This window comes from Streptomyces sp. R35 (assembly GCF_041053035.1).
GTDB lineage: Bacteria > Actinomycetota > Actinomycetes > Streptomycetales > Streptomycetaceae > Streptomyces > Streptomyces lutosisoli.
Genome location: NZ_CP163440.1, coordinates 1,464,179 through 1,486,144, shown reverse-complemented (window position 1 = coordinate 1,486,144; position 21,966 = coordinate 1,464,179). Strand labels below are relative to the sequence as shown.

At 70.1% G+C, this 21,966-nt stretch carries 23 protein-coding genes; 15 read left to right on the top strand and 8 right to left on the bottom strand.

Annotation, left to right across the window (positions count from 1 at the left end):
• The first annotated feature begins 117 nt into the window (after positions 1-117).
• Positions 118-2,652 carry a cellulosome protein gene (locus AB5J50_RS07135; RefSeq protein WP_369255976.1) on the top strand — a complete coding sequence of 845 codons (2,535 nt, stop codon included), beginning with the start codon at positions 118-120 and terminating at the stop codon, positions 2,650-2,652.
• 33 nt (positions 2,653-2,685) lie between these two features.
• Positions 2,686-3,204, top strand: a complete 519-nt coding sequence (locus AB5J50_RS07130) for a cupin domain-containing protein (protein ID WP_369255974.1) — start codon at positions 2,686-2,688, stop codon at positions 3,202-3,204.
• Between the two features lie 68 nt (positions 3,205-3,272).
• Here the strand turns inward: AB5J50_RS07130 and AB5J50_RS07125 are convergent, their stop codons facing one another.
• Positions 3,273-4,037 (bottom strand): VOC family protein, encoded by a 765-nt coding sequence (locus AB5J50_RS07125; protein ID WP_369255972.1) that lies wholly within the window; start codon positions 4,035-4,037, stop codon positions 3,273-3,275.
• A 150-nt stretch (positions 4,038-4,187) separates the two neighbouring features.
• Positions 4,188-4,574, bottom strand: a complete 387-nt coding sequence (locus tag AB5J50_RS07120; protein ID WP_369255970.1) for a VOC family protein — start codon at positions 4,572-4,574, stop codon at positions 4,188-4,190.
• A 69-nt stretch (positions 4,575-4,643) separates the two neighbouring features.
• On the opposite strand from AB5J50_RS07120, the gene AB5J50_RS07115 reads away from it, so the two are divergent.
• Entirely contained in the window at positions 4,644-5,186 is a 543-nt protein-coding gene (locus AB5J50_RS07115) for a GNAT family N-acetyltransferase (protein ID WP_369255968.1), read from the top strand.
• A gap of 3 nt (positions 5,187-5,189) precedes the next feature.
• On the opposite strand, the gene AB5J50_RS07110 is transcribed toward AB5J50_RS07115, so the two are convergent.
• Positions 5,190-5,873: a glycerophosphodiester phosphodiesterase gene (locus AB5J50_RS07110; protein ID WP_369255966.1), complete on the bottom strand. Its 684-nt coding sequence runs from the start codon at positions 5,871-5,873 to the stop codon at positions 5,190-5,192.
• A 295-nt stretch (positions 5,874-6,168) separates the two neighbouring features.
• Here AB5J50_RS07110 and AB5J50_RS07105 point away from each other — a divergent pair, with 295 nt between their 5' ends.
• From AB5J50_RS07105 to AB5J50_RS07080, 6 genes are all read left to right on the top strand, one after another.
• On the top strand, positions 6,169-7,176 hold the full coding sequence (locus tag AB5J50_RS07105) for an alpha/beta hydrolase fold domain-containing protein (RefSeq protein WP_369255964.1): 1,008 nt from the start codon (positions 6,169-6,171) through the stop codon (positions 7,174-7,176).
• An 81-nt stretch (positions 7,177-7,257) separates the two neighbouring features.
• Positions 7,258-8,655: a DUF6421 family protein gene (locus tag AB5J50_RS07100; protein ID WP_369255962.1), complete on the top strand. Its 1,398-nt coding sequence runs from the start codon at positions 7,258-7,260 to the stop codon at positions 8,653-8,655.
• Between the two features lie 38 nt (positions 8,656-8,693).
• Positions 8,694-9,440, top strand: coding sequence for an SDR family NAD(P)-dependent oxidoreductase (locus tag AB5J50_RS07095; RefSeq protein ID WP_369255960.1), 747 nt, complete (start codon positions 8,694-8,696; stop codon positions 9,438-9,440).
• The gene (locus AB5J50_RS07090; protein ID WP_327426770.1) at positions 9,437-10,510 is read left to right on the top strand and encodes a low specificity L-threonine aldolase; all 1,074 of its coding nucleotides are present in this window, start codon (positions 9,437-9,439) and stop codon (positions 10,508-10,510) included. Before AB5J50_RS07095 ends, AB5J50_RS07090 begins: the two co-directional genes overlap by 4 nt.
• A gap of 80 nt (positions 10,511-10,590) precedes the next feature.
• Positions 10,591-11,163 carry a transglutaminase domain-containing protein gene (locus AB5J50_RS07085; RefSeq protein WP_369255958.1) on the top strand — a complete coding sequence of 191 codons (573 nt, stop codon included), beginning with the start codon at positions 10,591-10,593 and terminating at the stop codon, positions 11,161-11,163.
• A gap of 8 nt (positions 11,164-11,171) precedes the next feature.
• Complete coding sequence (locus AB5J50_RS07080; protein ID WP_369255956.1) at positions 11,172-11,864, top strand: B3/4 domain-containing protein; 693 nt, start codon at positions 11,172-11,174, stop codon at positions 11,862-11,864.
• A 37-nt stretch (positions 11,865-11,901) separates the two neighbouring features.
• Here the strand turns inward: AB5J50_RS07080 and AB5J50_RS07075 are convergent, their stop codons facing one another.
• Entirely contained in the window at positions 11,902-12,630 is a 729-nt protein-coding gene (locus AB5J50_RS07075) for a lysophospholipid acyltransferase family protein (RefSeq protein ID WP_369255954.1), read from the bottom strand.
• Between the two features lie 186 nt (positions 12,631-12,816).
• Positions 12,817-13,233 (bottom strand): DUF4395 domain-containing protein, encoded by a 417-nt coding sequence (locus AB5J50_RS07070; protein WP_369255952.1) that lies wholly within the window; start codon positions 13,231-13,233, stop codon positions 12,817-12,819.
• Positions 13,234-13,308: 75 nt separating this feature from the next.
• On the opposite strand from AB5J50_RS07070, the gene AB5J50_RS07065 reads away from it, so the two are divergent.
• The 4 genes from AB5J50_RS07065 (at position 13,309) to AB5J50_RS07050 (ending at position 16,462) form a co-directional block, all read left to right on the top strand.
• Positions 13,309-13,722: a thioredoxin family protein gene (locus AB5J50_RS07065; RefSeq protein ID WP_330302774.1), complete on the top strand. Its 414-nt coding sequence runs from the start codon at positions 13,309-13,311 to the stop codon at positions 13,720-13,722.
• A 206-nt stretch (positions 13,723-13,928) separates the two neighbouring features.
• Positions 13,929-14,438, top strand: a complete 510-nt coding sequence (locus AB5J50_RS07060; protein ID WP_369255950.1) for a flavin reductase family protein — start codon at positions 13,929-13,931, stop codon at positions 14,436-14,438.
• Between the two features lie 222 nt (positions 14,439-14,660).
• Complete coding sequence (locus tag AB5J50_RS07055; RefSeq protein WP_054228809.1) at positions 14,661-15,446, top strand: electron transfer flavoprotein subunit beta/FixA family protein; 786 nt, start codon at positions 14,661-14,663, stop codon at positions 15,444-15,446.
• Positions 15,447-15,499: 53 nt separating this feature from the next.
• Positions 15,500-16,462, top strand: coding sequence for an electron transfer flavoprotein subunit alpha/FixB family protein (locus AB5J50_RS07050; protein WP_327426762.1), 963 nt, complete (start codon positions 15,500-15,502; stop codon positions 16,460-16,462).
• A gap of 54 nt (positions 16,463-16,516) precedes the next feature.
• Here AB5J50_RS07050 and AB5J50_RS07045 read toward each other — a convergent pair whose 3' ends face one another.
• Positions 16,517-17,410 carry an endonuclease/exonuclease/phosphatase family protein gene (locus tag AB5J50_RS07045; RefSeq protein WP_369255947.1) on the bottom strand — a complete coding sequence of 298 codons (894 nt, stop codon included), beginning with the start codon at positions 17,408-17,410 and terminating at the stop codon, positions 16,517-16,519.
• 124 nt (positions 17,411-17,534) lie between these two features.
• On the opposite strand from AB5J50_RS07045, the gene AB5J50_RS07040 reads away from it, so the two are divergent.
• On the top strand, positions 17,535-18,842 hold the full coding sequence (locus AB5J50_RS07040) for an aldolase/citrate lyase family protein (RefSeq protein ID WP_369255945.1): 1,308 nt from the start codon (positions 17,535-17,537) through the stop codon (positions 18,840-18,842).
• Between the two features lie 74 nt (positions 18,843-18,916).
• Here the strand turns inward: AB5J50_RS07040 and AB5J50_RS07035 are convergent, their stop codons facing one another.
• Together AB5J50_RS07035 and AB5J50_RS07030 are read right to left on the bottom strand one after the other, a co-directional pair.
• Positions 18,917-19,687 (bottom strand): hypothetical protein, encoded by a 771-nt coding sequence (locus tag AB5J50_RS07035; RefSeq protein ID WP_369255943.1) that lies wholly within the window; start codon positions 19,685-19,687, stop codon positions 18,917-18,919.
• 3 nt (positions 19,688-19,690) lie between these two features.
• Positions 19,691-20,773 (bottom strand): LacI family DNA-binding transcriptional regulator, encoded by a 1,083-nt coding sequence (locus AB5J50_RS07030; RefSeq protein WP_369255941.1) that lies wholly within the window; start codon positions 20,771-20,773, stop codon positions 19,691-19,693.
• Positions 20,774-20,967: 194 nt separating this feature from the next.
• Between AB5J50_RS07030 and AB5J50_RS07025 the strand changes: the two genes are divergently transcribed.
• Positions 20,968-21,927, top strand: coding sequence for an ROK family protein (locus tag AB5J50_RS07025; protein WP_327426758.1), 960 nt, complete (start codon positions 20,968-20,970; stop codon positions 21,925-21,927).
• Positions 21,928-21,966: the final 39 nt, after the last annotated feature.

Genomic DNA, 21,966 nt, shown 5'->3' with positions numbered 1-21,966 from the left:
ACCGTTGACATGAGAAGAGCGCCACTCCTACGTTCGAGCAGGTCGGTTCGGCATCCCGGCTGACGTGCGGCATACCGAACGCCAGGGTCTCGTCGAGGCCCTGGGAGGGGAGACAGCGTGACGCTCACCATCGACCTGGGGACCGACACCGGAGCCTTCCACGGCGGCGCGAGCGGCACTCTCTACGGCCTGTACGGCGACGGCGTGCCCAGCCGCAACGTCGTCGAGGGCATGTACGTCCGCACGGTGTCCACCAAGGCCCAGGGCGGCACCCAGCACCCCGGCGCCGACGCCCTCGACATCCTGCGGCCCTTCGTGGACTGCGGCGGCGAGGACGTCTACGTCTACATGACCGACATCTACCGCGGCTTTCCCTACCAATGGCCCGGAGCCACGGGGGAGGAACGCCTCGCCGGCTTCATGAAGCTGATCGAGAAGCAGGTCCGGCAGGTCCTGGCGACGGGCGACTACAAGTCCCATGTCGTGTATGTGCCGTTCAATGAACCCGAAGGCAACATGTTCGGCACGGAGGAGTGGAGCTACAACGGGATCTCCTGGCACACCGACCCGCAGTGGTACTTCGCCGCCTGGAAGGACGCCGTCCGGCTCATCAAACGCCTCGACCCGGACGCGCGCGTCGCCGGCCCCAACACCTGCGTCCTGTACGAAGAGGTCAAGGGCTTCCTGGAGTTCTCCAAGGCCCACGACGTGCTCCCCGACGTGATCACCTGGCACGAGCTGTCCACGCCCGCCGCGATCCGCACCAATGTCGCCAAGTACCGCAGAATGGAACGGGACGTGGGCGTCGGTCCGCTCCCGGTCAACATCAACGAGTACGCGCACAACTACCACTTGTCCGTGCCGGGCCAGATCGTCCAGTGGATCTCCGCCATCGAGGAGTCGAAGATCGACGCCGACATGGCGTACTGGAACATCGACGGCAACCTCAACGACTCGGCGGTCGAGGCGAACAAGGGCAACGGCCAGTGGTGGCTGTTCAACGCCTACGGCCGGATGACCGGCCGCACGGTCCGGGTGACCGCGCCCCAACCCAACGTCCAGTACACCCTCCAGGGCGTCGCCACGCTCGACCGGGACAAGCGCCAGGCCAGGGCCCTCCTCGGCGGCGGGAGCGGTGCCGCCGACATCGCGTTCTCGGACATCCCGGCCGAGATCTTCGGCGACAGGGTGCACGTGCGGCTCCACGAGATTCCGTGGACCGGCCAAGTCGGCGCGTCCGCACAGCCGTCGCGTCTCCAGGACCGCGAACTGCCCGTCGTGGACAGGAAGGCGACCCTGTCGCTGCCGGACCTCCATGAGATGTCGGCCTACGAGGTCATCCTCTCGCCCGGCGGTGACGGCGCCGTTCTCCTGCCGCCGTCGGTGGGCTGGCGGGCGACGTACGAGGCCGTGAACGCCACGTACACGGGCGGTGGTTACTCGAAGAACGGGCCGGAGGGTTCACCCGCGGACGTCGACAAGTTCGCCTCGTCCGGCACCCACCACGTCGGCGGGCTGCGCACCGGTTCCGACGGCGTCCTCGCCTTCGCCGTCGAGGTTCCCCAGGACGGGACGTACGACCTGAGCGTCTTCGCCAACTCGTACAACCTCGACGGCCTGGTCAAGGAACAGGGCCCCACCAACGTGTTCCTGCGCGTCGACGGCGCGGACCCGCAGGAGCTGCGGCTCCCGCTCGGCTACAAGTGGGTGGTGTGGGGGCACACCGACACCCAGGTCCAACTGACCGCGGGCAAGCACACGATCACGCTCGCCGCCCAGGACCCCGACCTCGGCGTCACCAAGGGCGACGCGATCATCGACAAGATCGACCTGGCGCTGTGTGACGAGCGGGTGACGGCTCCCGCGCTGTACGACGCCGAGTACGCGGTCCTCGGCGGCGGGGCACACGTGAGCTACGCGCACCGCGGGGCCTCGGGGCCAGGGGCGGCCGTGCTGCCCCACGGAGGCACCGCCACATTCTGGGTGCACGCGGCGGCGGACGGCGAGGCGACCGTCACGGTCGATCAACTGGGCGGTGGTGAGGGCGTGTTGACCGTCAACGGCGAGAAGGCGGGACGGCTGGGCCGGACTCCGCTGTTCCTGGCCGGCGGCATCAACAAGCTGACGGTCACCGCCACTTCAAGCCAACTGGTCCTCGACCGGCTGCTGGTGGCACCGGGACAGGGCCACCTGAAGACCACCGTGTACGCCGCCGAAGAGGGCACCGTGACGGGCGACGCGAAGGTGACCGGCGCCCACACCTTCGCCACCGGCGGAAAGGCGGTCGACGGCATCGGCAACGGGGCCGCGCTCACCCTCACCGTCACGGCCGCGCACACCGGGCGGCACGCCCTCACCATCCGCTACTCCAACGGCGAGCAGGCCCCGGCGACCCACTACAACCCCGACCCGGTCTGCCGCCACGCGGACATCTCCGTCAACGGGGAGCCGTCGCGGCGGGTGCTCTTCCCCACCACCTTCCACTTCAACAACTTCTGGGACCTCACCGTCCCGGTGACTTTGCGGGAGGGCGCCAACACCCTCACCTTCACGAACCAGGACCAGGACGAGGACCAGGACCAGAACCAGAACCGGCAGCGCTCGGCGTACGCCCCCGTCATCGATCAGGTGGCGGTGACACCACTGGCCTGACAGCCCTTCCTGAGGCGATGCTTCCGGGTCACCATGGGCGCCATGACCGATGGACTGGTGCTGCCGCCCGGATCGGGCCGCCGGATGGGTACGTCCGGGATGACGCTCAAGGTGGGGGCCGAACACTCGGCTCTGTGGTCGGTGTTCGAGGCCGAGGTCGGGCCGGGATTCGACGTGGGCGCCCATTTCCACGACGAGGCAGAGGAGTTGTTCTACATAGTCGACGGCGAACTCGACCTGCTGGCCTTCGAACCACGGATCAGGACGGCCGGGGACTGGCAGAGCTGGGAGTCGAAAAGCGGACAGAAGGTCGTACGGGGTGGTCCGGGCAGTCTGATGTACGTCCCCTCGGGCTGCCCCCACGGTTTCGCCAACCCGGGCTCCACTCCCGCCCGGATGCTCTTCCTCGCCGCGCCCGCGGGCCACGAGCACTACATCCAGGAGATCGCCGACATCCTCGACGCCCCCGGGCCGCCCGACGTGGCCGCCATCGCGCAGGTGCGGTCGCGGCACGGCATCCATCAACTCACGCAGATGAAGCCGGGACAGTAGTCTCGCCGGCCACGACTACCGGACCTGTGGCCGACATCCCAGCGCCGGATCCGTACGGCAGGGCCCGGCTAGCCCTCCTCGCCCGCGACATGGACCCCGAACGCCGCACCCTGCGGGTCCCGCAGGACGGCGATCCGGGGTCCGTGCGGCACGGACATGGGCTCCATGAGCAGGTGGCCGCCCGCCAAGAGGGCGGCGTTCGCCGTGGCGTCCACGTCCTCGACGGTGAAGTACGGCATCCAGTGCGAGGGCACCTCGTGCGGGAACATGTCGCCCATCGTCACCATGCCGCCGAAGTCGGCACCGTCGATCCCCCACTGCGGGTACTCCTCCGAGGCGCTCACGGTCCAGCCGAACACCCCCGTGTAGAACTCCGTGGCCCGGTCGGGGGCGCGGGTCATCAGCTCCACCCAGCCGAGCGCCCCCGGCGCGTTGAACAGCCCCGCGCCGGGGAAGGCCCGCGCCTGCCACAGCTGGAAGGCCGCTCCGCCCGGGTCGAACGCCACCGCGAAACGGCCCACGTCCAACACGTCCATCGGGCCGAGGACGACCGTGCCGCCGGCGGCCTGCACCGCTGCCACGGCGGCGTCGGCGTCGTCCACGGAGAACGACACGTTCCAGGCGACGGGCTGCGACTCCTGGTACAGCGGGCTGATCGCCGCGACAGCCGCGTCACCGAGGTGCGCGACCGTGTAGCCGCCCGCCTCCGGGCGCGGATCCGTCTCCGGGCGCCAGCCGAACAGGTCGGCGTAGAAGCGCTTGGCCGCCTCCAGATCGCTGGTCCCGAGCTCGGTCCAGCAGGGTCCGCCGGTCACTGGCATGTCGAGCTTCATGACGTTCCTTCCGCACGATCACGACGTTCCTTGCGCAGCAAGACCCCTTCAGAAAACGCTAAGCCCGGCCCGCCGTGCCAGCCATCCGGACCCTGGGCCCGGCCCGGCTCGTGGGGAAGGAGAAGGGGCCGTGACGTGCGGCGGCGCGCCTCAGGGCCGGTAGCGCAGCGGATGATCCTCCGGGACCTCCACGATCACGATCTCGGTGCCGTCCGGATCGGCGATCCACATCTCGATCAGCCCCCACGGCTCCTTGACCGGCGGCCGCAGCACCTCGACACCCGCAGCCGTCAGCTCCTCGTGCGCCGCCGTCACGTCGTCGACCTGGAGCCACAGCTTGAGCGCGGGGGAGGGCGGGGTCTCGGAGCGCCCTGCGACCTCCAGGAAACCGCCGCCGAGGAAGTACACGGTCCCGCGTTCGGGGCCCGTACCGAACTCGCGGTAGACGGCGAGGCCCAGCTGCTCGCCGTAGAAGGCCCGGGAGCGCTCGGGGTCGATGGGACGCAGGAGGGTCCGGCTGCTCAGTACATGCACCATGCAGCCGGAGCGTAGGGGAGGGTTACGCTCGTCGGTGCCCAGCCGCGCCACTGAACGGAGAATCGCTCCATGGATACCGCCGCCGCCACCGGACTCACCTTCCGCGACGCCACCGACGCCGACGTGGACGCCCTGGTCGCGCTGATCGAGTCGGCGTACCGCGGGGACTCGAGCCGGACCGGCTGGACCACGGAGGCGGACATCCTCCAAGGCCAGCGGACGGACCCCGACGGTGTGATCGCCGTCATCAAGTCGCCCGACAGCCGGCTGCTGACCGTTGAGCGGGACGGCGCGGTCGTCGCCTGCTGCCAGCTCGAACACCGCGGCGACCACGCCTACTTCGGCATGTTCGCGGTCAGCCCCACACTCCAGGGCGGGGGTCTCGGCAAGGTGATCATCACCGAGGCGGAGCGGACGGCCCGCGAGACCTGGGGCGTCACGGAGATGCACATGACCGTGATCTCCGTACGCGACGACCTCATCGCCTGGTACGAGCGGCGCGGCTACCGCCGTACGGGAAAGATGACGCCCTTCCCGTACGGCGACGAGCGCTTCGGCATTCCGCAGCGCGACGACCTGCAGTTCGAGCTGCTGGTCAAGCCGCTGACGTGACGCTCACGCGGTGAAGCGGCCGGTGCGCTTGATCTCGGGGTAGTCGGTGGTCGCGCCGTCCAGCTCCAGGGCGCGCACCAGCCGCAGCTGGTCCTGGGTGTTCACCACCCAGCCGATGATCCGCAGGTCGGCCTTGCGGGCCTGCTCGACGATCTCCAGGGTCAGCCTGCGGATGTTGAGACAGACGGTCGCGGCGCCCGCCTCCACGGCGCGGTCCACGACATCGGTGCCATACCGGCTGGCGATGAGCGCCGTGCGGACGCCGGGCACGAGCCGGGCGACCTCGGCGATCGCCTCGTCGTGGAACGACGACACCTCGACCCGCCCGACAAGGTCCCGCCGGTGCATGACCTCGGCCAGCGCCCGGGCCGCCGCCAGATCCTTGATCTCGGCCTGCAGCGGCGCCTTGACGGCGTCCAGGACCTCGTCGAAGACGGGGACGCGCTCACCGCGTCCCGCGTCCAGCGCGCGCAGCTCGGCGAGTGTCTTCTCGGCGATCGGCCCCGAACCGTCGGTCGTACGGTCCACTTCGGCGTCGTGCATGACGACGAGGGCGCCGTCCTTGCTCAGATGCAGATCGAGTTCGATCAGGTCGAGGCCCGCGTTCTGGGCGGCGACGAAGGAACGGAGGGTGTTCTCGGGTTCGACACCCATCACTCCGCGATGACCGATGGTGAGGAAGTTCAAGATTCGACTCGCTTCCGTCGACGGCGGCTCGGCTCGCGCGTGGTGTGCGACGGGGCGCCCACGCGGCAGGGCGCAGCCTAATGGCCCCGCTGTGCGATGTACCCGCTCGTACGCGGGCCAATGGGGTGTCTGTCAGGGGAGATCTGCCTCGGGTCGCCCGAACGGGTCACTCTCGGGTGGGCGAGTCCCTCGATGGTTGACCGGCGGCCGGGCCTTGTCGCGTGCCGGGCTGACGGTTAGTCATGTCCGTGCCTTGGTAAGAGAGTTCCGCCGACAGCCTCGGAAGGGAACCGCGATGCCCAGCGAACCCGCGCCCGACGTCCTCGCCCTCATAGACGCCATTAACGTCCACTTCCCGGACGTCGGCGGCACCGTCACCGACGCGGCCGAGGCCCGCCGCATTCTCGCCGCCGGGCCCGCCTGGCCCTTCGAGCCGCCACGCGTGGGCTCGGTCGAGGACCGCGCGATTCCGGGTCCGGAGGGGGCCCCGGAGATTCCCGTACGGATCTATCGGCCGGAGGCGGAGCCGGAGCCGTCCGAGGCGCAGCTGCCCACCCCCCGGCCCACCGTCGTCTTCTTCCACGGCGGCGGATGGGTCATCGGGGGCCTGGAGACGCACGACCCCATCGCCCGCGCCCTGTGCCGGGACGCCGGCGCGGTCGTCGTCTCGGTCGACTACCGGCTCGCGCCGGAGGCCCGCTTCCCCGCGGCCGTCGACGACGCGTACGCCGCGCTGTGCTGGGCGGGCGGGAATGTCGGCGAACTGGGCGGGGACCCGGGCGCGTTGGTGGCCGCGGGTGACAGCGCGGGCGGGAACCTCGCGGCCGTGGCCGCGCTGATCGCCCGCGACCGGGGCGGCCCGGCGCTCGCCCTCCAGGTCCTCGTCTACCCCGCGACCGACGCACGGCCCCGGGTCGAGACCCGCGGCGGGGCCGGCGCGGGTCACTTCCTCACCCCGGCCCACGGACGCTGGTTCGACGAGCAGTACTTCGGGCCCGACGGCGACCGGACGCACCCGCATGCCTCGCCCCTGCTGGCGGATCTGCACGGCCTGCCGGCCGCCCACATCGTCACCGCGGGCTTCGATCTCCTCTGCGAGCAGGGCCGCGCGTACGCCGCGAAGCTGAGCAAATCGGGTGTATCGGTCACGGAGGGCCACTACCCCGGCATGTTCCATGGATTCTTCGGCTTTCCCGAGCTTCTTCCGGACGCCCGCGCCGCACAGCAACGCGTAGTGGAAGTAATCGCCTTGACGGTTTCCGGCAGGAAAAAGAGCGGTGAAGGCGGGGGTCGCGCAGGATAATCTCCCGAGTCTCCTCTTGCGGGAAGGAACCTCGCTTACATACGGTGTCCATACGCGTGGTTCTCCCGTGGAGGATGAGAGATGACGGAAATTCTTGTGCAGGTGGGTATGGAGGAGCAGGTTCCTCCCGTGGTCAGGGTGGTGGAGCACCCGGCATGGCCCGTGCTCAAGAATGCCGTGGAGGAGATACGTCCCTGGCAGTCCAAGGACGGGGCCATCGACTTCGAGGCGGAGGGCGCTCCCGACGCGTCCGACGCCGATCTGGCCGTACGCCGTGCCATAGACGCGATCGAGCAGCTCGCCCCGCTGCTGCCGCACGACGCCGCGTACCACGAGGCGCTCGTGAAGGACCTGCGCCGCTGGTCCGACGGCGGCTTCCAGGTGCCCGACTTCCTCGACTCGCTGCTGGCCTTCCAGCCCGCCGCGCACCGCGAGGACGGCCTCCAGCACCTGGTCGTCTTCCCGATGTACACGCAGAACGGCAACCCGAACCGCAACTTCGAAGCGGTCGTCCTGCGCATGGTGTGGCCGGACTGGCTGGCCGAGCTGGAGCGCACCCGCTACGACAACCCGCTCTTCTGCGGCATCAGTTTCGAGGACTTCACCGCGGGCTACGACACCAATTCGGCCGTGCTCTTCCCGGAGACCATCGCGGTGCGCGAGGCGCCCGAGCGTTTCTCCTGGGGCGGGATCTTCTGCGACCGCGAGGCCGCCCGCTTCCGCGCCGTCACCGACGCCGCCGTGGACACCCTGGGCCTGGAGCTGCCCGAGGACATCGCCGCGATGGTCCACGACCAGCAGCGCTGCGAGCAGGCCTTCGTGCTCTGGGACATGGTCCACGACCGCACCCACAGCCACGGCGACCTGCCCTTCGACCCGTTCATGATCAAGCAGCGCCAGCCGTTCTGGATGTACGGCCTCGAAGAGCTGCGCTGCGACCTCACCGCCTTCAAGGAGGCCGTGAAGCTGGAGGCCGAGGGCAACGCGCACGGCCGCGACGTGCAGTACGCCGTGCTCTTCGACCGGATGTTCCGCTTCCCGCTCTCCGGCGACCGCGTCCGCAACTACGACGGCCTCGGCGGCCAGCTGCTCTTCGCCTACCTGCACAAGCACGACGTCGTCCGCTGGACCGACAACAAGCTGCACATCGACTGGCAGCGCGCCCCGCAGGTCACCAACCAGCTGTGCGCCGAGATCGAGGAGCTCTACCGGGCCGGCATCGACCGCCCGAAGCTCGTCCACTGGTTCAAGGCGTACGAGCTCGTCTCCACCTACCTCGCCCCGCACCCCGGCTCCCGCTGGGCCAAGGGTCCCGACGCCCTCGACCTCACCCAGCCCCCGCGCAAGCTCGTGGACGACGTGCTTCCGGACGAGTTTCCGCTGAGCATGTTCTATGAGGCGCTCTCCAAGAAGCTCAAGAACGTGATCGCCTCCACCAAGGGCATCACCGCTGCGAACGCCGAGCGGGCCGCCGCGTGAGCGACGGCGCCGAGAACACTGCTCAGGAGGCTAAGAAAATGAGGAACGGGGCTCTCAGCGGTGCGGTGATCGCGGTGGCCGGCGCGGGTGGACCCGCCGGACGCGCGACGCTCGCCCGGCTCGCCGACGCGGGCGCGACCGTCGTCGGCTCGGACAACGACCCCGAGCGGCTCGCGGAGGCCGTGGACGCGGCCCGCTACGGGCATGGCGGCGCCACCGTCGTCGGGGACACGGTCGACCTGCTCGACCTGCAGTCGACCCAGGACTGGGCCACCCGCATCGAGAAGGACTTCGGCCGCGTCGACGGCCTGGTCCACCTCGTCGGCGGCTGGCGCGGCAGTGAGACCTTCACCAAGACCAGCCTCGACGACTGGGACTTCCTGGAGCTGCTGCTCATCCGTACGGTGCAGCACACCTCTCTCGCGTTCCACGAGGCGTTGCAGCGCAGCGACCGCGGTCGGTACCTCCTGATCAGCGCGGCCGGCGCGAGCAACCCCACCGCGGGCAACGCCGCCTACTCCGCCGCCAAGGCCGCCGCCGAGGCATGGACGCTGGCCATGGCCGACTACTTCCGCAAGGCCGGGGGCGAGGGGGGCCCGACCTCCGCGGCTGCCATCCTGGTCGTCAAGGCACTGGTGCACGACGCCATGCGCGCCGAGCGCCCGAACGCGAAGTTCGCGGGCTTCACGGACGTCAAGGACCTGGCCGAGTCCATCGCCGGCGTCTGGGACCTGCCCGCCGGCGAAGTGAACGGAAACCGTCTGTGGCTGACCGACAAGCCGTGAACCCTCCGAAGACGGACGCCCGGCGTCACCATGACCCGGCCGTCCGCGGCTTCGCCAGTGACAACTATGCGGGGGCGCACCCCGAGGTGCTCGCCGCCATAGCCCTGGCCAACGGCGGACACCAGGTCGCGTACGGCGAGGACGACTACACGGCGAATCTCCAGCAGATCATCCGCAGCCACTTCGGTGCCACGGCCGAGGCCTTCCCGGTCTTCAACGGCACCGGCGCGAACGTGGTCGCGCTCCAGGCGGTCACCGACCGCTGGGGCGCGGTGATCTGCGCGGAGAGCGCGCACATCAACGTCGACGAGGGCGGCGCTCCCGAGCGTATGGGCGGCCTCAAGCTGCTCACGGTGCCCACGCCGGACGGCAAGCTCACCCCCGAGCTGATCGACCGGCAGGCGTACGGCTGGGACGACGAGCACCGCGCGATGCCGCAGGTCGTCTCGATCACCCAGAGCACCGAGCTGGGCACCCTCTACACGCCAGACGAGATCCGCGCGATCTGCGAGCACGCCCACGCGCACGGCATGAAGGTGCACCTGGACGGGTCCCGGATATCCAACGCGGCCGCCTCCCTGAACGTCCCGATGCGGACGTTCACCAACGCGGTGGGCGTCGACATCCTGTCGCTGGGCGGGACCAAGAACGGCGCGCTGTTCGGCGAGGCCGTCGTCGTCCTCAATCAGGACGCCGTCAGCCATATGAAGCATCTGCGCAAGCTGTCGATGCAGCTCGCCTCCAAGATGCGCTTCGTCTCCGTCCAGCTGGAGGCACTGCTCTCCAAGGACCTGTGGCTGCGCAACGCCCGCCATTCCAACGAGATGGCTCAGCGGCTGGCCGAAGGCGTGCGTGCGGTGCACGGTGTGGAGATCCTCTACCCCGTTCAGGCCAACGCGGTCTTCGCACGACTCCCGCACGACGTGACCGAGCGGCTGCAGCAGCGCTTCCGCTTCTACTTCTGGGACGAGGCCGCGGGCGACGTCCGCTGGATGTGCTCGTTCGACACCACCGAGGACGACGTCGACGGGTTCGTGGCGGCGCTCAAGGAGGAGATGGCCCACCAGTAGCCGCGGGGGTCATGCATAGATATACGGTCGATCGAAAAGTCATTGACTCTCGGTCGGCCGTATTCCTATGCTCTGGAGGCATGGAGCTCATCCAGGAAACCCCTGACCTGTCCGCCTATTTGGCCGCTGACGAGGTCGTCGACCATCACCATCCGATCGTCCGCGAGACGGCAGGGCGCCTCGCTAAGGGTGCGGCCGACTCGTATGCCTATGCGCAAGCCGCCTACGAGTTCGTGCGCGACACCATCCCGCACTCATACGACTCCGGCGATCTGCGCGTCACCTGGCGCGCCTCCGACGTGCTGGAGCAGCGCACCGGCATCTGTTATGCCAAGGCCCATGCCCTGGCCGCGCTGCTGCGGGCCGAGGACATCCCGACGGCGTTCTGCTACCAGAAGTTCGACGAGGTGCACGGGCTCGTCGCCGTACGGTTCAACGGCGCCTGGCACCGGCAGGACCCCCGTGGCAACAAGCCGGGTGTAGACGCCCAGTTCTCCGTCGACGGCGAGCGGTTGGCCTTCACGCCCGATCCGGAGTTCAATGAGTTGGACTATCCGGTCTTGTATGCTGAACCTCACCCGGTCGTGCTGAGCGTCCTCAAAGCCGCCCCCGACCGGCCGCATCTCTGGAAGACGCTCCCCACCGCACTCTGAGGCAGGCCATGACTCTCACGCTCACCGTGTCCGACGAGGTCCGCGCCCTCGCGCCCGGTTTCACCCATGTCGCCATAGAGGCGCACGGACTGGTCAACGGGCCCAGTACCGAGGGGACTTCGGCGCTGCTCGACGACGCGGCCCGGCGGCTGGCCGTACGACTGGAGGGTCGCGCTCCGCACGAGGACCCGCACATGGCCGCCTGGCGGGAGGTCTACACGGCGTTCGGGTCCAAGCCGTCGCGCACGCGCAACTCGGCGGAGGCGCTGGCCAAGCGCGCCCTCGCGGACGGCGGACTGCCCCGGATCAATGTCCTCGTCGACATCTACAACGCGATCAGCGTCGCCCACCTGATCCCGGTCGGCGGTGAGGACACCGATCACATCCAGGGCGGGATGCGGCTCGTGCGTGCCACGGGTGAGGAGGACTTCGTGACCGTCGCGGGCGGCGAGGAGGTCGTCGAACACCCCGACGCGGGCGAGGTGGTGTGGCGCGACGACGCGGGCGTGACCTGCCGCCGCTGGAACTGGCGCCAGGGGCCGCGGACCCGGCTCACGGAGGAATCGACCTCCGCGATCTTCCTGCTGGAGAGCCTGACGCCGATGCCAGTGGCCCACGTCGTGGCCGCAGGCGGCGAACTCGCCGAGCTGCTCGAGAAGTTCAGCCCCGGGGCGCGGATCACCGTCCACGCCCCGGAGTGACGATTCAGCACGCTCCGGCCGCGCCGGAGGTGACGATTCAGCGAGCCTCGGCGGCCTTCACTTCTTCGGGGGTCGGCGCCGTGCCACCGAGATGCGCCGGCATCCACCATGTGTCGTCCGGACCCTTGGGCCGCACGGGATAGGCGCGCTGCGCGGCCTCCAGGAGCTCCTGGACGCGCTCGCGCAGCCGCCGCGTGATGGCGCCCGCGTACTGGTCCTGCGGCGCCTCGATCGGCTCGCCGACCCGGATGGTGATCGGGGTGTGGCTGCGCTTGAAGTTCTTCGGGTGGCCCTTGGTCCACAGCCGCTGGGTGCCCCAGAGGGCCATCGGGATCAGCGGCACGCCGGCCTCCTGGGCCATGCGCGCGGCACCCGACTTGAAGCTCTTCAGGGTGAAGGACTGAGAGATGGTCGCCTCGGGGAAGACGCCGACGATCTCGCCGGAGCGCAGCGACTTCAGGGCGTGCTGATACGCCGTCTCACCCTGCTTGCGGTCCACCGGGATGTGCTTCATGCCCCGCATCAGCGGACCGGAGATCTTGTGCCGGAAGACCGCCTCCTTCGCCATGAAGCGCACCAGGCGCTTCTGCGGCAGGGCGGCCAGACCGTCGAAGATGAAGTCCAGATAGCTGATGTGGTTGCTGACCAGCACGGCGCCGCCCGAGCGCGGAATGTTCTCCGATCCCTGGCAGTCGATCTTGAGGTCCCAGGCCTTGAACAACGTTTGGGCGAGACCGACGACGGGACGGTAGACAAGCTCTGCCATGGACGGGGTGGACCCTTCTCTCTGCCTGGGAAGGGGTCTCCCGGCGGGAAAGTTACGCAGCCGTAGGTTTACGGCATTGCGCAGATCGTGCCCCAAGAACGGACGAGTGGCCAGTCCTGGTGCCGCCGAACGGCGAGATCCTCGTCACGTCCATCACTTGATCCACCTCGGGCTTTTAACTCACCTTTACTTCGAACGAACCGTCACCCGCCGTGCGACCAGGTACATCTCGCATCCCAAGCAGTACCCGAACGCCGCGTTGAGGAACGCGGCGGCGAGCGCGCATCCGGTCGCCGCGAGCCCCAGCCATTGCGGGCCCGCCGTGAAGCCGATCAGTCCCACCACGGCGAACACGAGCCCCACCGCCTGTGCGAACTGCGGCGGTTCGGGCGCCTCGAACTCCGTCGGCGGCCCGAGCCGGGGGCGTACGGCCTTGCGGAACAGCCAGCCGTACGGGGAGCGCGCCACGCCGCCCGACGCGCCCAGCGCGAACGCCAGCGTCTGCCAGGCCAGCACCCAGGCGCTCCCGGTGATCAGTGCCGCCGCCAGCACGACGGTCGTCACGGCCGCACCGAATCGCGGCCCCCTCACATCGATGTCCATGAATCAAGCATTCCGTATGGAGCGGGATTCGTGGAGCCGGGAATCTTTGCGGTCTCGTGAATGCTGGTGCAGACGATGACCGGACTTGTGGTGTGCGTGGCGGTGCTCGCGGCGGCGAGCGTGTACGGAGTGCTGCATCAGCGGCGGAGCGGGAGAGTGAGAGTGCGCGGGCGCGACGGCGGAAAGCGGCTCGGCGCGGCGGAGTTGGGGGAGGGGCTCGGCGAACGGGCCACGCTCGTCCAGTTCTCCAGCGCCTTCTGCGCGCCCTGCCGGGCGACCCGGCGGGTGCTCGCCGAGGTGGCCGGCATGGTTCCCGGGGTGTCCCATGTGGAGATCGACGCCGAGGACCACCTGGACCTCGTACGCGAACTCGACATCCTCAAGACGCCGACCGTGCTGGTGCTCGACGCGGACGGGCGGATCGTGCGGCGGGCGACAGGACAGCCGCGCAAGGCGGATGTGATCGCGGCGCTGGGAGAGGCCGTCTGACCCGTGACGATCATGGTGAGGCATCTCCCAGATTCCGGAACGCCCTTGACTGCGTGCACCACCTATCGTCAGCCTGACCGTATGCCCCCGGAACTCCTTCTCTTCGAGCGCGTCCACGTGGACCTGGCCCGCACCGCGAGTGCGCGCTGTCCGGGCTGTTGAACAGCCACGGATCAGCTCGTCACCCCTCGCAGAAGGACAACTCCATGACGGCCACGCCCGACCTCGGCACCCCCCAACTCGCCTCTCCCGACCTGCTGCGCTCCGTCTTCCGGCGACACGCGGCCGGTGTGGCCGTGATCACGGCTCCCGGCGGCGAGGGTCCCGTGGGCTTCACCGCCACCTCGCTCACCTCGGTCTCCGCCGAGCCCCCGGTCATCTCCTTCGGCATCGGCGTCGGCGCCTCCAGCTGGCCCGCGATCTCGGAGTCCGGCCATGTCGGGGTCCACATACTCGGCGAACACCAGCAGGAGCTGGCCGCGACCTTCGCCAGGAGCGGGGCCGACCGCTTCGGCGCGTCCACCAGTTGGCGTACGGGACCCGAGGGAGTTCCCGTCCTCGACGACGTGCTCGCCTGGCTCGTGTGCCGTGTCGTCGCGCGCGTGCCCGCGGGGGATCACCGCATCGTCCTGGCCGAGGTGGTCCTCGGCGACCCTTCCGGCGCGGGCCGGCCGCTCCTGTACCACCAGGGGCGATTCAACGGCCTGCGCGACTGAAGTTACTCGCCGGTCCTACCCGTCGGTCCTACTCGCTGGTTACACAGCGTTGCCAAGGTCACACTTCAAAGCGCTTGCTTAGTGGGCATTCACTGGGTGTACTGACGAGTAATATTTCGTTCGGAGCGCGGGTCGCCCCGACCGGGATCGGCCGCTTCAGGCGCCTATGCTGCCTGAAAGAAGGCAGCAGCCCAGAAATGACGATGCAGTAGGAGAGCCGGCGTGAGCTTGAGGATCGTTGTCACTGTGAAGTACGTGCCCGACGCCACTGGCGACCGGCACTTCGCCGATGACCTGACCGTCGACCGTGACGACGTGGACGGCCTGCTGTCCGAACTCGACGAGTACGCCGTCGAGCAGGCGCTGCAGATCGCCGACGAGGCGGACGACGCCGAGATCACCGTGCTGACCGTCGGCCCCGAGGACGCCAAGGACGCGCTGCGCAAGGCGCTTTCCATGGGTGCCGACAAGGCCATCCACGTCGAGGACGACGACCTGCACGGCACCGACGCCATCGGCACCTCGCTGGTGCTCGCGAAGGCGATCGAGAAGGCCGGCTACGACCTGGTCATCTCCGGCATGGCGTCCACCGACGGCACCGCCGGTATCGTCCCGGCCCTGCTGGCCGAGCGCCTGGGCGTCCCGCAGGTCACGCTGCTCTCCGAGGTCTCCGTCGAGGACGGTGTCGTCAAGGGCCGCCGCGACGGCGACTCCGCCTCCGAGCAGCTGGAGGCCTCCCTCCCGGCCGTCGTGTCGGTCACCGACCAGTCGGGTGAGGCGCGTTACCCGTCCTTCAAGGGCATCATGGCCGCCAAGAAGAAGCCGGTGGAGTCCTGGGACCTGGAGGACCTGGAGATCGAGGCGGACGAGGTCGGTCTCGAGGGCGCCTGGACCAAGGTCGACTCCGCGACCGAGCGCCCGGCGCGCACCGCCGGCACGATCGTCAAGGACGAGGGCGAGGGCGGCAAGCAGCTCGCTGAGTTCCTCGCGGGCCAGAAGTTCATCTAAGCCCACCCCGCTTACCGCCCCTCAGACTTCGCAATCCGCAGGAGATCATTCCCATGGCTGAAGTTCTCGTCTACGTCGACCACGTGGACGGTGCCGTCCGCAAGCCCACCCTGGAGCTGCTGACGCTGGCCCGCCGCATCGGTGAGCCCGTCGCCGTCGCCCTCGGCTCCGGTGCCGAGAACACCGCCGCCGCGCTCGCCGAGCACGGCGCGGTGAAGGTCCTCACGCACGACGCCGCCGAGTACGCCGACTACCTGGTCGTACCGAAGGTGGACGCGCTGCAGGCCGCGTACGAGGCCGTCTCCCCGGCCGCCGTGCTGGTCCCGTCCTCCGCCGAGGGCAAGGAGATCGCGGCCCGCCTCGCGGTCCGTATCGGCTCCGGCATCATCACCGACGCCACCGACATCGAGGCCGGCGACGAGGGCCCGGTGGCCACGCAGTCCGCGTTCGCCGCCTCCTTCACCACCAAGTCCCGTGTCTCCAAGGGCACCCCGGTCATCACGGTCAAGCCGAACTCGGCTCCCGTGGAGGCCGCCCCGGCCGCCGGCGCCGTCGAGGCCCTCGCGGTCTCCTTCTCCGAGAAGGCCACCGGCACCAAGGTCACCGCGCGCACCCCGCGCGAGTCGACCGGCCGCCCCGAGCTGACCGAGGCCGCGATCGTGGTCTCCGGCGGCCGTGGCGTCAACGGCGCCGAGAACTTCTCGATCATCGAGGGGCTCGCCGACTCCCTCGGTGCCGCCGTGGGCGCCTCGCGCGCCGCGGTCGACGCCGGCTGGTACCCGCACACCAACCAGGTCGGCCAGACCGGCAAGTCCGTGTCGCCGCAGCTGTACATCGCCTCCGGCATCTCCGGCGCGATCCAGCACCGCGCCGGTATGCAGACGTCGAAGACGATCGTGGCGATCAACAAGGACGCCGAGGCCCCGATCTTCGACCTGGTCGACTACGGCGTGGTCGGCGACCTCTTCGAGGTCGTCCCGCAGCTCACCGAGGAGATCAAGTCCCGCAAGGGCTGATCGAGTCCCGCTGTACGAGGCCCTCGCGACCGTCACGGTCGCGAGGGCCTCGCCTCATCCCAGGGTCAGTGTGGTCTGCAGGGGCAGATGGTCGCTGGGGAACTGCCCGCGCCGGGAGAAGGTGTCGACCGACGCGCGGTGCACCGTCACGCCGGGTGCGGCGAGGATCCAGTCGATGCGGTCGCCGTCAGGCACCAGAGGCTTGTAGCCGTGGAAAGTGGCGTACAGCGGACCGCGCTCGGCCGCCGCGTCCCAGGTGTCGACGAGACCGGCGCCGAGCATCGTGTCGTAGACGGGGTTCTTGTGGGCCGCGACATTGAAGTCGCCGGTCACGATCAGCGGCAGGGAACGGTCGAACCCGGCGATCCGCTGACCGATCAGGGCGGCGGCACGCGCGCGTGCCTTCTGACGTCCGCTGTCCAGATGGGTGTTGAGGACGTAGAACTCCCGCTCCCCGTCGCGCAGATCACGGAAGCGGACCCAGGTGACCATGCGGATGCAGACGCCACCCCAGGTGTTCGAACCGATCACGTCGGGCGTGTCGGAGAGCCAGAAGTGCTCGTACTCGACCGGGGCGAGACGGCGGGTGTCGTAGAAGACCGCCATGAACTCGTCGCGGCTGCCGCCCGCGCGGCCCGTGCCGATCCAGTCGTAGTGCGGTCCGAGGTCGGAGTCGATGTCGCGCAGCTGGTGGTAGAGGCCCTCCTGGGTGCCGATGACGTGGGGGGCCGCCCGGCGTAAGAGCTCGCCCATCACCGGGCGGCGGGTGGGCCAGCTGTGGGGTTCGGAGCCGCTCGCGTAGCGGAGATTGAACGTCATGACGTCCAGGTCCCGGCCACGGTGCGGGGCGGCGGAGGCGGCCGCCGTACTCAACAGGGGCACGCCGACCGCGGCGGCCATCGCGGTCCTCAGTCCCATGCGACGAGTCACTCTGCTGGTGTCCGGCACGCGTACTCCTTCGGTCGGGGGTCAGGATGAGGGTGCAAGAGGGTGTTGACCATCGGGAAGATCCCCGGATAACTTCGCTATACGGATTGTTGATTCCGTGGAGCGGAAAACAGGAGGCTGTGGGATGGGTCAGGGTCAGCAGGAGAAGGTGTCGACGAGCCTCGCGGGCGCCGTCAGCGAGGAGATCAGTGCCTCCCTCGCCCCGGTCGACGCCGAGCTGGAGCGCCGCTACCCCGGAGACCCCGGCACCCGGCAGCCCGTCCACACCGTGTACGTCCCCGGCGACGTGTTCGCCGCCGACACCATCCGCTCCTGGGGCGACCGGGCCCTCGCCGCGCTCGACGAGCACGCCCCGGACGCGGCCTCCTTCGCCGCCGTCCTCGGCCTCTCCGACGAGCTTGCCGAGCCCGTGTACGACCGCGTACGGGCCAAGCTGGAGCGCGAACCCATCGAGGACCTGCGTGTCGACTTCGAGGACGGCTACGGCCCGCGCCCGGACGCCGAGGAGGACGAGGCGGCGGCCCGCGCGGCCCGTCTGATCGCGGAGGCGTACGAGAACGGCACGGCGGCCCCGTACATGGGCATCCGCATGAAGTGCATGGAGGCCCCGGTGCGTGACCGCGGCATCCGCACCCTCGACATCTTCCTGACGGGCCTCATGGAGGCGGGCGGTCTGCCCGAGGGCCTGGTCCTGACCCTCCCCAAGGTGACGTACGCCGAGCAGGTCACCGCGATGGTCCGGCTCCTGGAGGAGTTCGAGAAGGCGCGCGGCCTGGAGCCCGGCCGGATCGGCTTCGAGATCCAGATCGAGACCAGCCAGTCCATCCTCGCCACCGACGGCACCGCGACCGTCGCCCGGATGATCCAGGCCGCCGAGGGCCGCGCCACCGGTCTGCACTACGGCACCTTCGACTACAGCGCCTGCCTCGGCGTCTCCGCCGCCTACCAGGCCAGCGACCACCCCGCCGCCGACCACGCCAAGGCGATCATGCAGGTCGCCGCCGCGGGCACTGGCGTACGCGTCTCCGACGGCTCCACCAACGTCCTGCCGGTCGGTCCGACCGAGAAGGTCCACGACGCCTGGCGCCTGCACTACGGCCTCACCCGCCGTGCCCTGGCGCGCGCCTACTACCAGGGCTGGGACATGCACCCCGGCCACATCCCCACCCGCTACGCCGCCGTCTTCGCCTTCTACCGCGAGGGCTTCGAGCAGGCCGCGGCCCGCCTCGCCCGCTACGCCGCCCACACCGACGGCGACGTCATGGACGAGCCCGCCACCGCCAAGGCCCTCAGCGGCTACCTGCTGCGCGGCCTGGACTGCGGCGCCCTGGACATCGCGGAGGTGGCCCGGGTAACCGGGTTGACCCGGGCCGATCTGGAGGGTTTCGCGACGCCGAGGCGGGCGGATCTGACGATCTCCGGGAACCAGTAACGACCCTTCAGGGGCGCGGGGCCGTGCCGTCCGCGGCTCCGCCGCGGGGCGCGACACGCCACAGACAACCCGCACTATGACGACGGACCCGTCTTTGCGTACCTCTCCAGACCGGAGGCAGTGGTCAACCCCTCTTCCGCGAACAGACGGGTCCCCCGCGCACACAGCTCCGCGTCGAAGCGAGCCCTGGCGCAGAACTTCTCCGGCGTGTCTCCGAACAGCTCCCGCAGGCGCGCCGACCCGGCAAGGAGCGAGGCGAGCAGCGGACGCTCGCCCGGATGGGTACGGGGCACTCCGGCACCGTCGTGGAGAACCCCGTGACGGTTGACGTAGACGTGCGCGCCGGGCAGGAACTCACCGGAGTCCAGCTCGATCCGGACGCCGGAGGCGGACGAGGGCAGCCACGCGCGATCGTACGCACCGGTCGCTTCCGGAACGCCCTCGCTCGCGTCGACCACCGCGAGCTGTGCCTCATCGAGCCAGGTGAGGAACAACTCGCCGACGGCGCCCGGCGCGTGGAACGGCGACGCGGACACGTACCCCATGAGACTCACATGGGCCGAGACGCCGACCCCGATGCCGCCGACCCGCGCCTTCACCAGCGGAATCGTGCCGGACACCCCGGACTGCGCCATCTTGTGCCGGAGTTGGGCGGGACAGGCGTTGGAGCCGACCGCGAGGACCGGGACGCGGTCCTCGTACACCAGACGGCCCAGGGGCAACAGCCGGTCCCCGTCGAGGAGTCCGGACTCCTCGGGCCAGGCCCCCGGATAGCTCAGCGGGTGCTCGCGGGGGATCTCGGCGAGGCCGAGGGCCTCCAGAGTGCGCGGGTCGGGGGCGGCCACGGCTCAGTCCGCGGGCGGCAGTTCCCCGGAGCCGCGGGTGATCAGGCGCGTCGGGAGTTCGATGCGCTCCGGGGTGACGAGGCTGCCGTCGAGCTGGCGGAAGAGGCGTTCGGCGGCCGTGCGGCCGAGGGCGGCGGCGTCCTGGGCGACGACGGTGACGCCGGGCTGGAGGAGGTCGGCGAGTTCGATGTCGTCGAAGCCGACGAGGGCGACGGGGCGGCCGCGCTCGGCGATGACGCGGACGACCGTGACGGTGACACGGTTGTTGCCGGCGAAGACCGCGGTGACGGGGGCGGGGCCGGAGAGCATGTCCTCGGCCGCCTTGCGCACCCGCCGCGGGTCGGTGACGCCCAGGGACATCCACGCGTCCTCGACCGGTATGCCCGCGTCCTCCATGGCGGCGCGGTAGCCGCGCAGCCGCTCGGCGGCGGTGTGGATGCGGGGCATGTCGCCGATGAAGCCGATCCGGCGGTGGCCGTGGGCGATGAGGTGGGCGACACCCTCACGGGCACCGCCGAAGCTGTCCGACAGGACGACGTCGGCGTCGATCTTTCCGGCCGGGCGGTCCACGAAGACCGTGGCGACGCCCGCCTTTATCTCGGGTTCCAGATAGCGGTGGTCGTCACCGGCCGGGATGACGACGAGTCCGTCCACGCGGCGCGCGCACAGCGCGAGGACCAGTTCCTGCTCGCGGTCCGGGTCCTCGGCGCTGGAGCCGTTGATCAGCAGCGCGCCGTGGGCACGGGCCACCTCCTCGACCGAGCGGCTCAGCGGCCCGTAGAAGGGGTCCGCGAGGTCCTCCAGGACGAGGCCGATGCTCGCGGTGCTGCCCTTGCGCAGCACTCGCGCGCTGTCGTTGCGGCGGAAGCCCAGAGAGTCGATGGCCTCCTGGACGCGGCGCTCGGTGTCCGGGGTGACCCCCGGCTCGCCGTTGACTACGCGCGAGACCGTCTTGAGGCCGACTCCCGCACGCGCCGCAACGTCCTTCATGGTCGGACGGTTTCCGTAGCGGTTCTCGGGTCGGCGGGCGGTCTCGGCCACGATGTGCTGTCCTGTCCTGTCGTCCACGGGGATGCGTCGGTCCATGGGGTTGTATGAGGATGTGGCGTCGAGCATAGAGCCTGGACAACGTTGTCAGATGCGAGAGAGACTGTCCACCGCATTCTCCGGCCTGCGCCTTCCCCCAGGGGCGTGTCGTCCTGCCTGCCTTTTCGGCCGGAGACCCGGACCCGCAGCGCGGCGGGCCCGGAAACGACACCGTCTTGGGAGATCTGACTCTGATGCACACCGACCTCGTGGCCGCGCTCGACATAGGCGGCACCAAGATCGCCGGGGCGCTGGTGGACGGCCACGGCCGGATCCTTCTGCGCGCGCAGCGCGCGACGCCCGCGCAGGAGGACGGCGACACCGTGATGCGAGCCGTCGAGGACGTGATCGGCGAGCTGACGGGCTCCCCGCTGTGGAGCAGGGCGCGGGCCGTCGGCATCGGCAGCGCGGGCCCGGTGGACGCCTCCGCGGGCACGGTGAGCCCCGTGAACGTGCCGGGCTGGCGCGACTACCCGCTGGTCGAGCGGGTCCGCAAGGCCACGGCGGGGCTGCCCGTCGAGCTGATCGGCGACGGCGTGGCCATCACGGCGGCCGAGCACTGGCAGGGCGCCGCCCGCGGGCACGACAACGCGCTCTGCATGGTTGTGTCGACCGGGGTCGGCGGCGGACTCGTCCTCAACGGACAGCTGCACCCCGGCCCCACCGGCAACGCGGGCCACATCGGGCACATCAGCGTCGAGCTGAACGGCGACCTCTGCCCCTGCGGCTCCCGCGGCTGCGTCGAGCGCATCGCGAGCGGCCCCAACATCGCGCGCCGCGCGCTGGAGGGCGGCTGGCAGCCCGGCCCCGACGGCGACACCTCGGCCGCCGCGGTGGCCGAGGCCGCCCGCGCGGGCGACCCGGTGGCCGTGGCCTCCTTCGAACGGGCCGCGCAGGCGCTCGCGGCGGGCATCGCGGCCACCGCGACCCTCGTCGAGATCGACGTCGCCGTCATCGGCGGGGGAGTGGGCAAAGCGGGGGACATCCTGTTCACGCCGCTGCGCAAGGCGCTCGCCGACTACGCGACGCTCTCCTTCGTACGGCGGCTGACCGTGGCACCCGCGCTGATGGGCACGGACGCCGGTCTGGTCGGCGCGGCCGCGGCCGCGCTCAGCAGGAACCCGAGCGCGACTGGTGCCGGGGCCGGGGTCTGACGCGACGGGGCGGGTCGGCGGTGCAGGCCTCGGCCGACG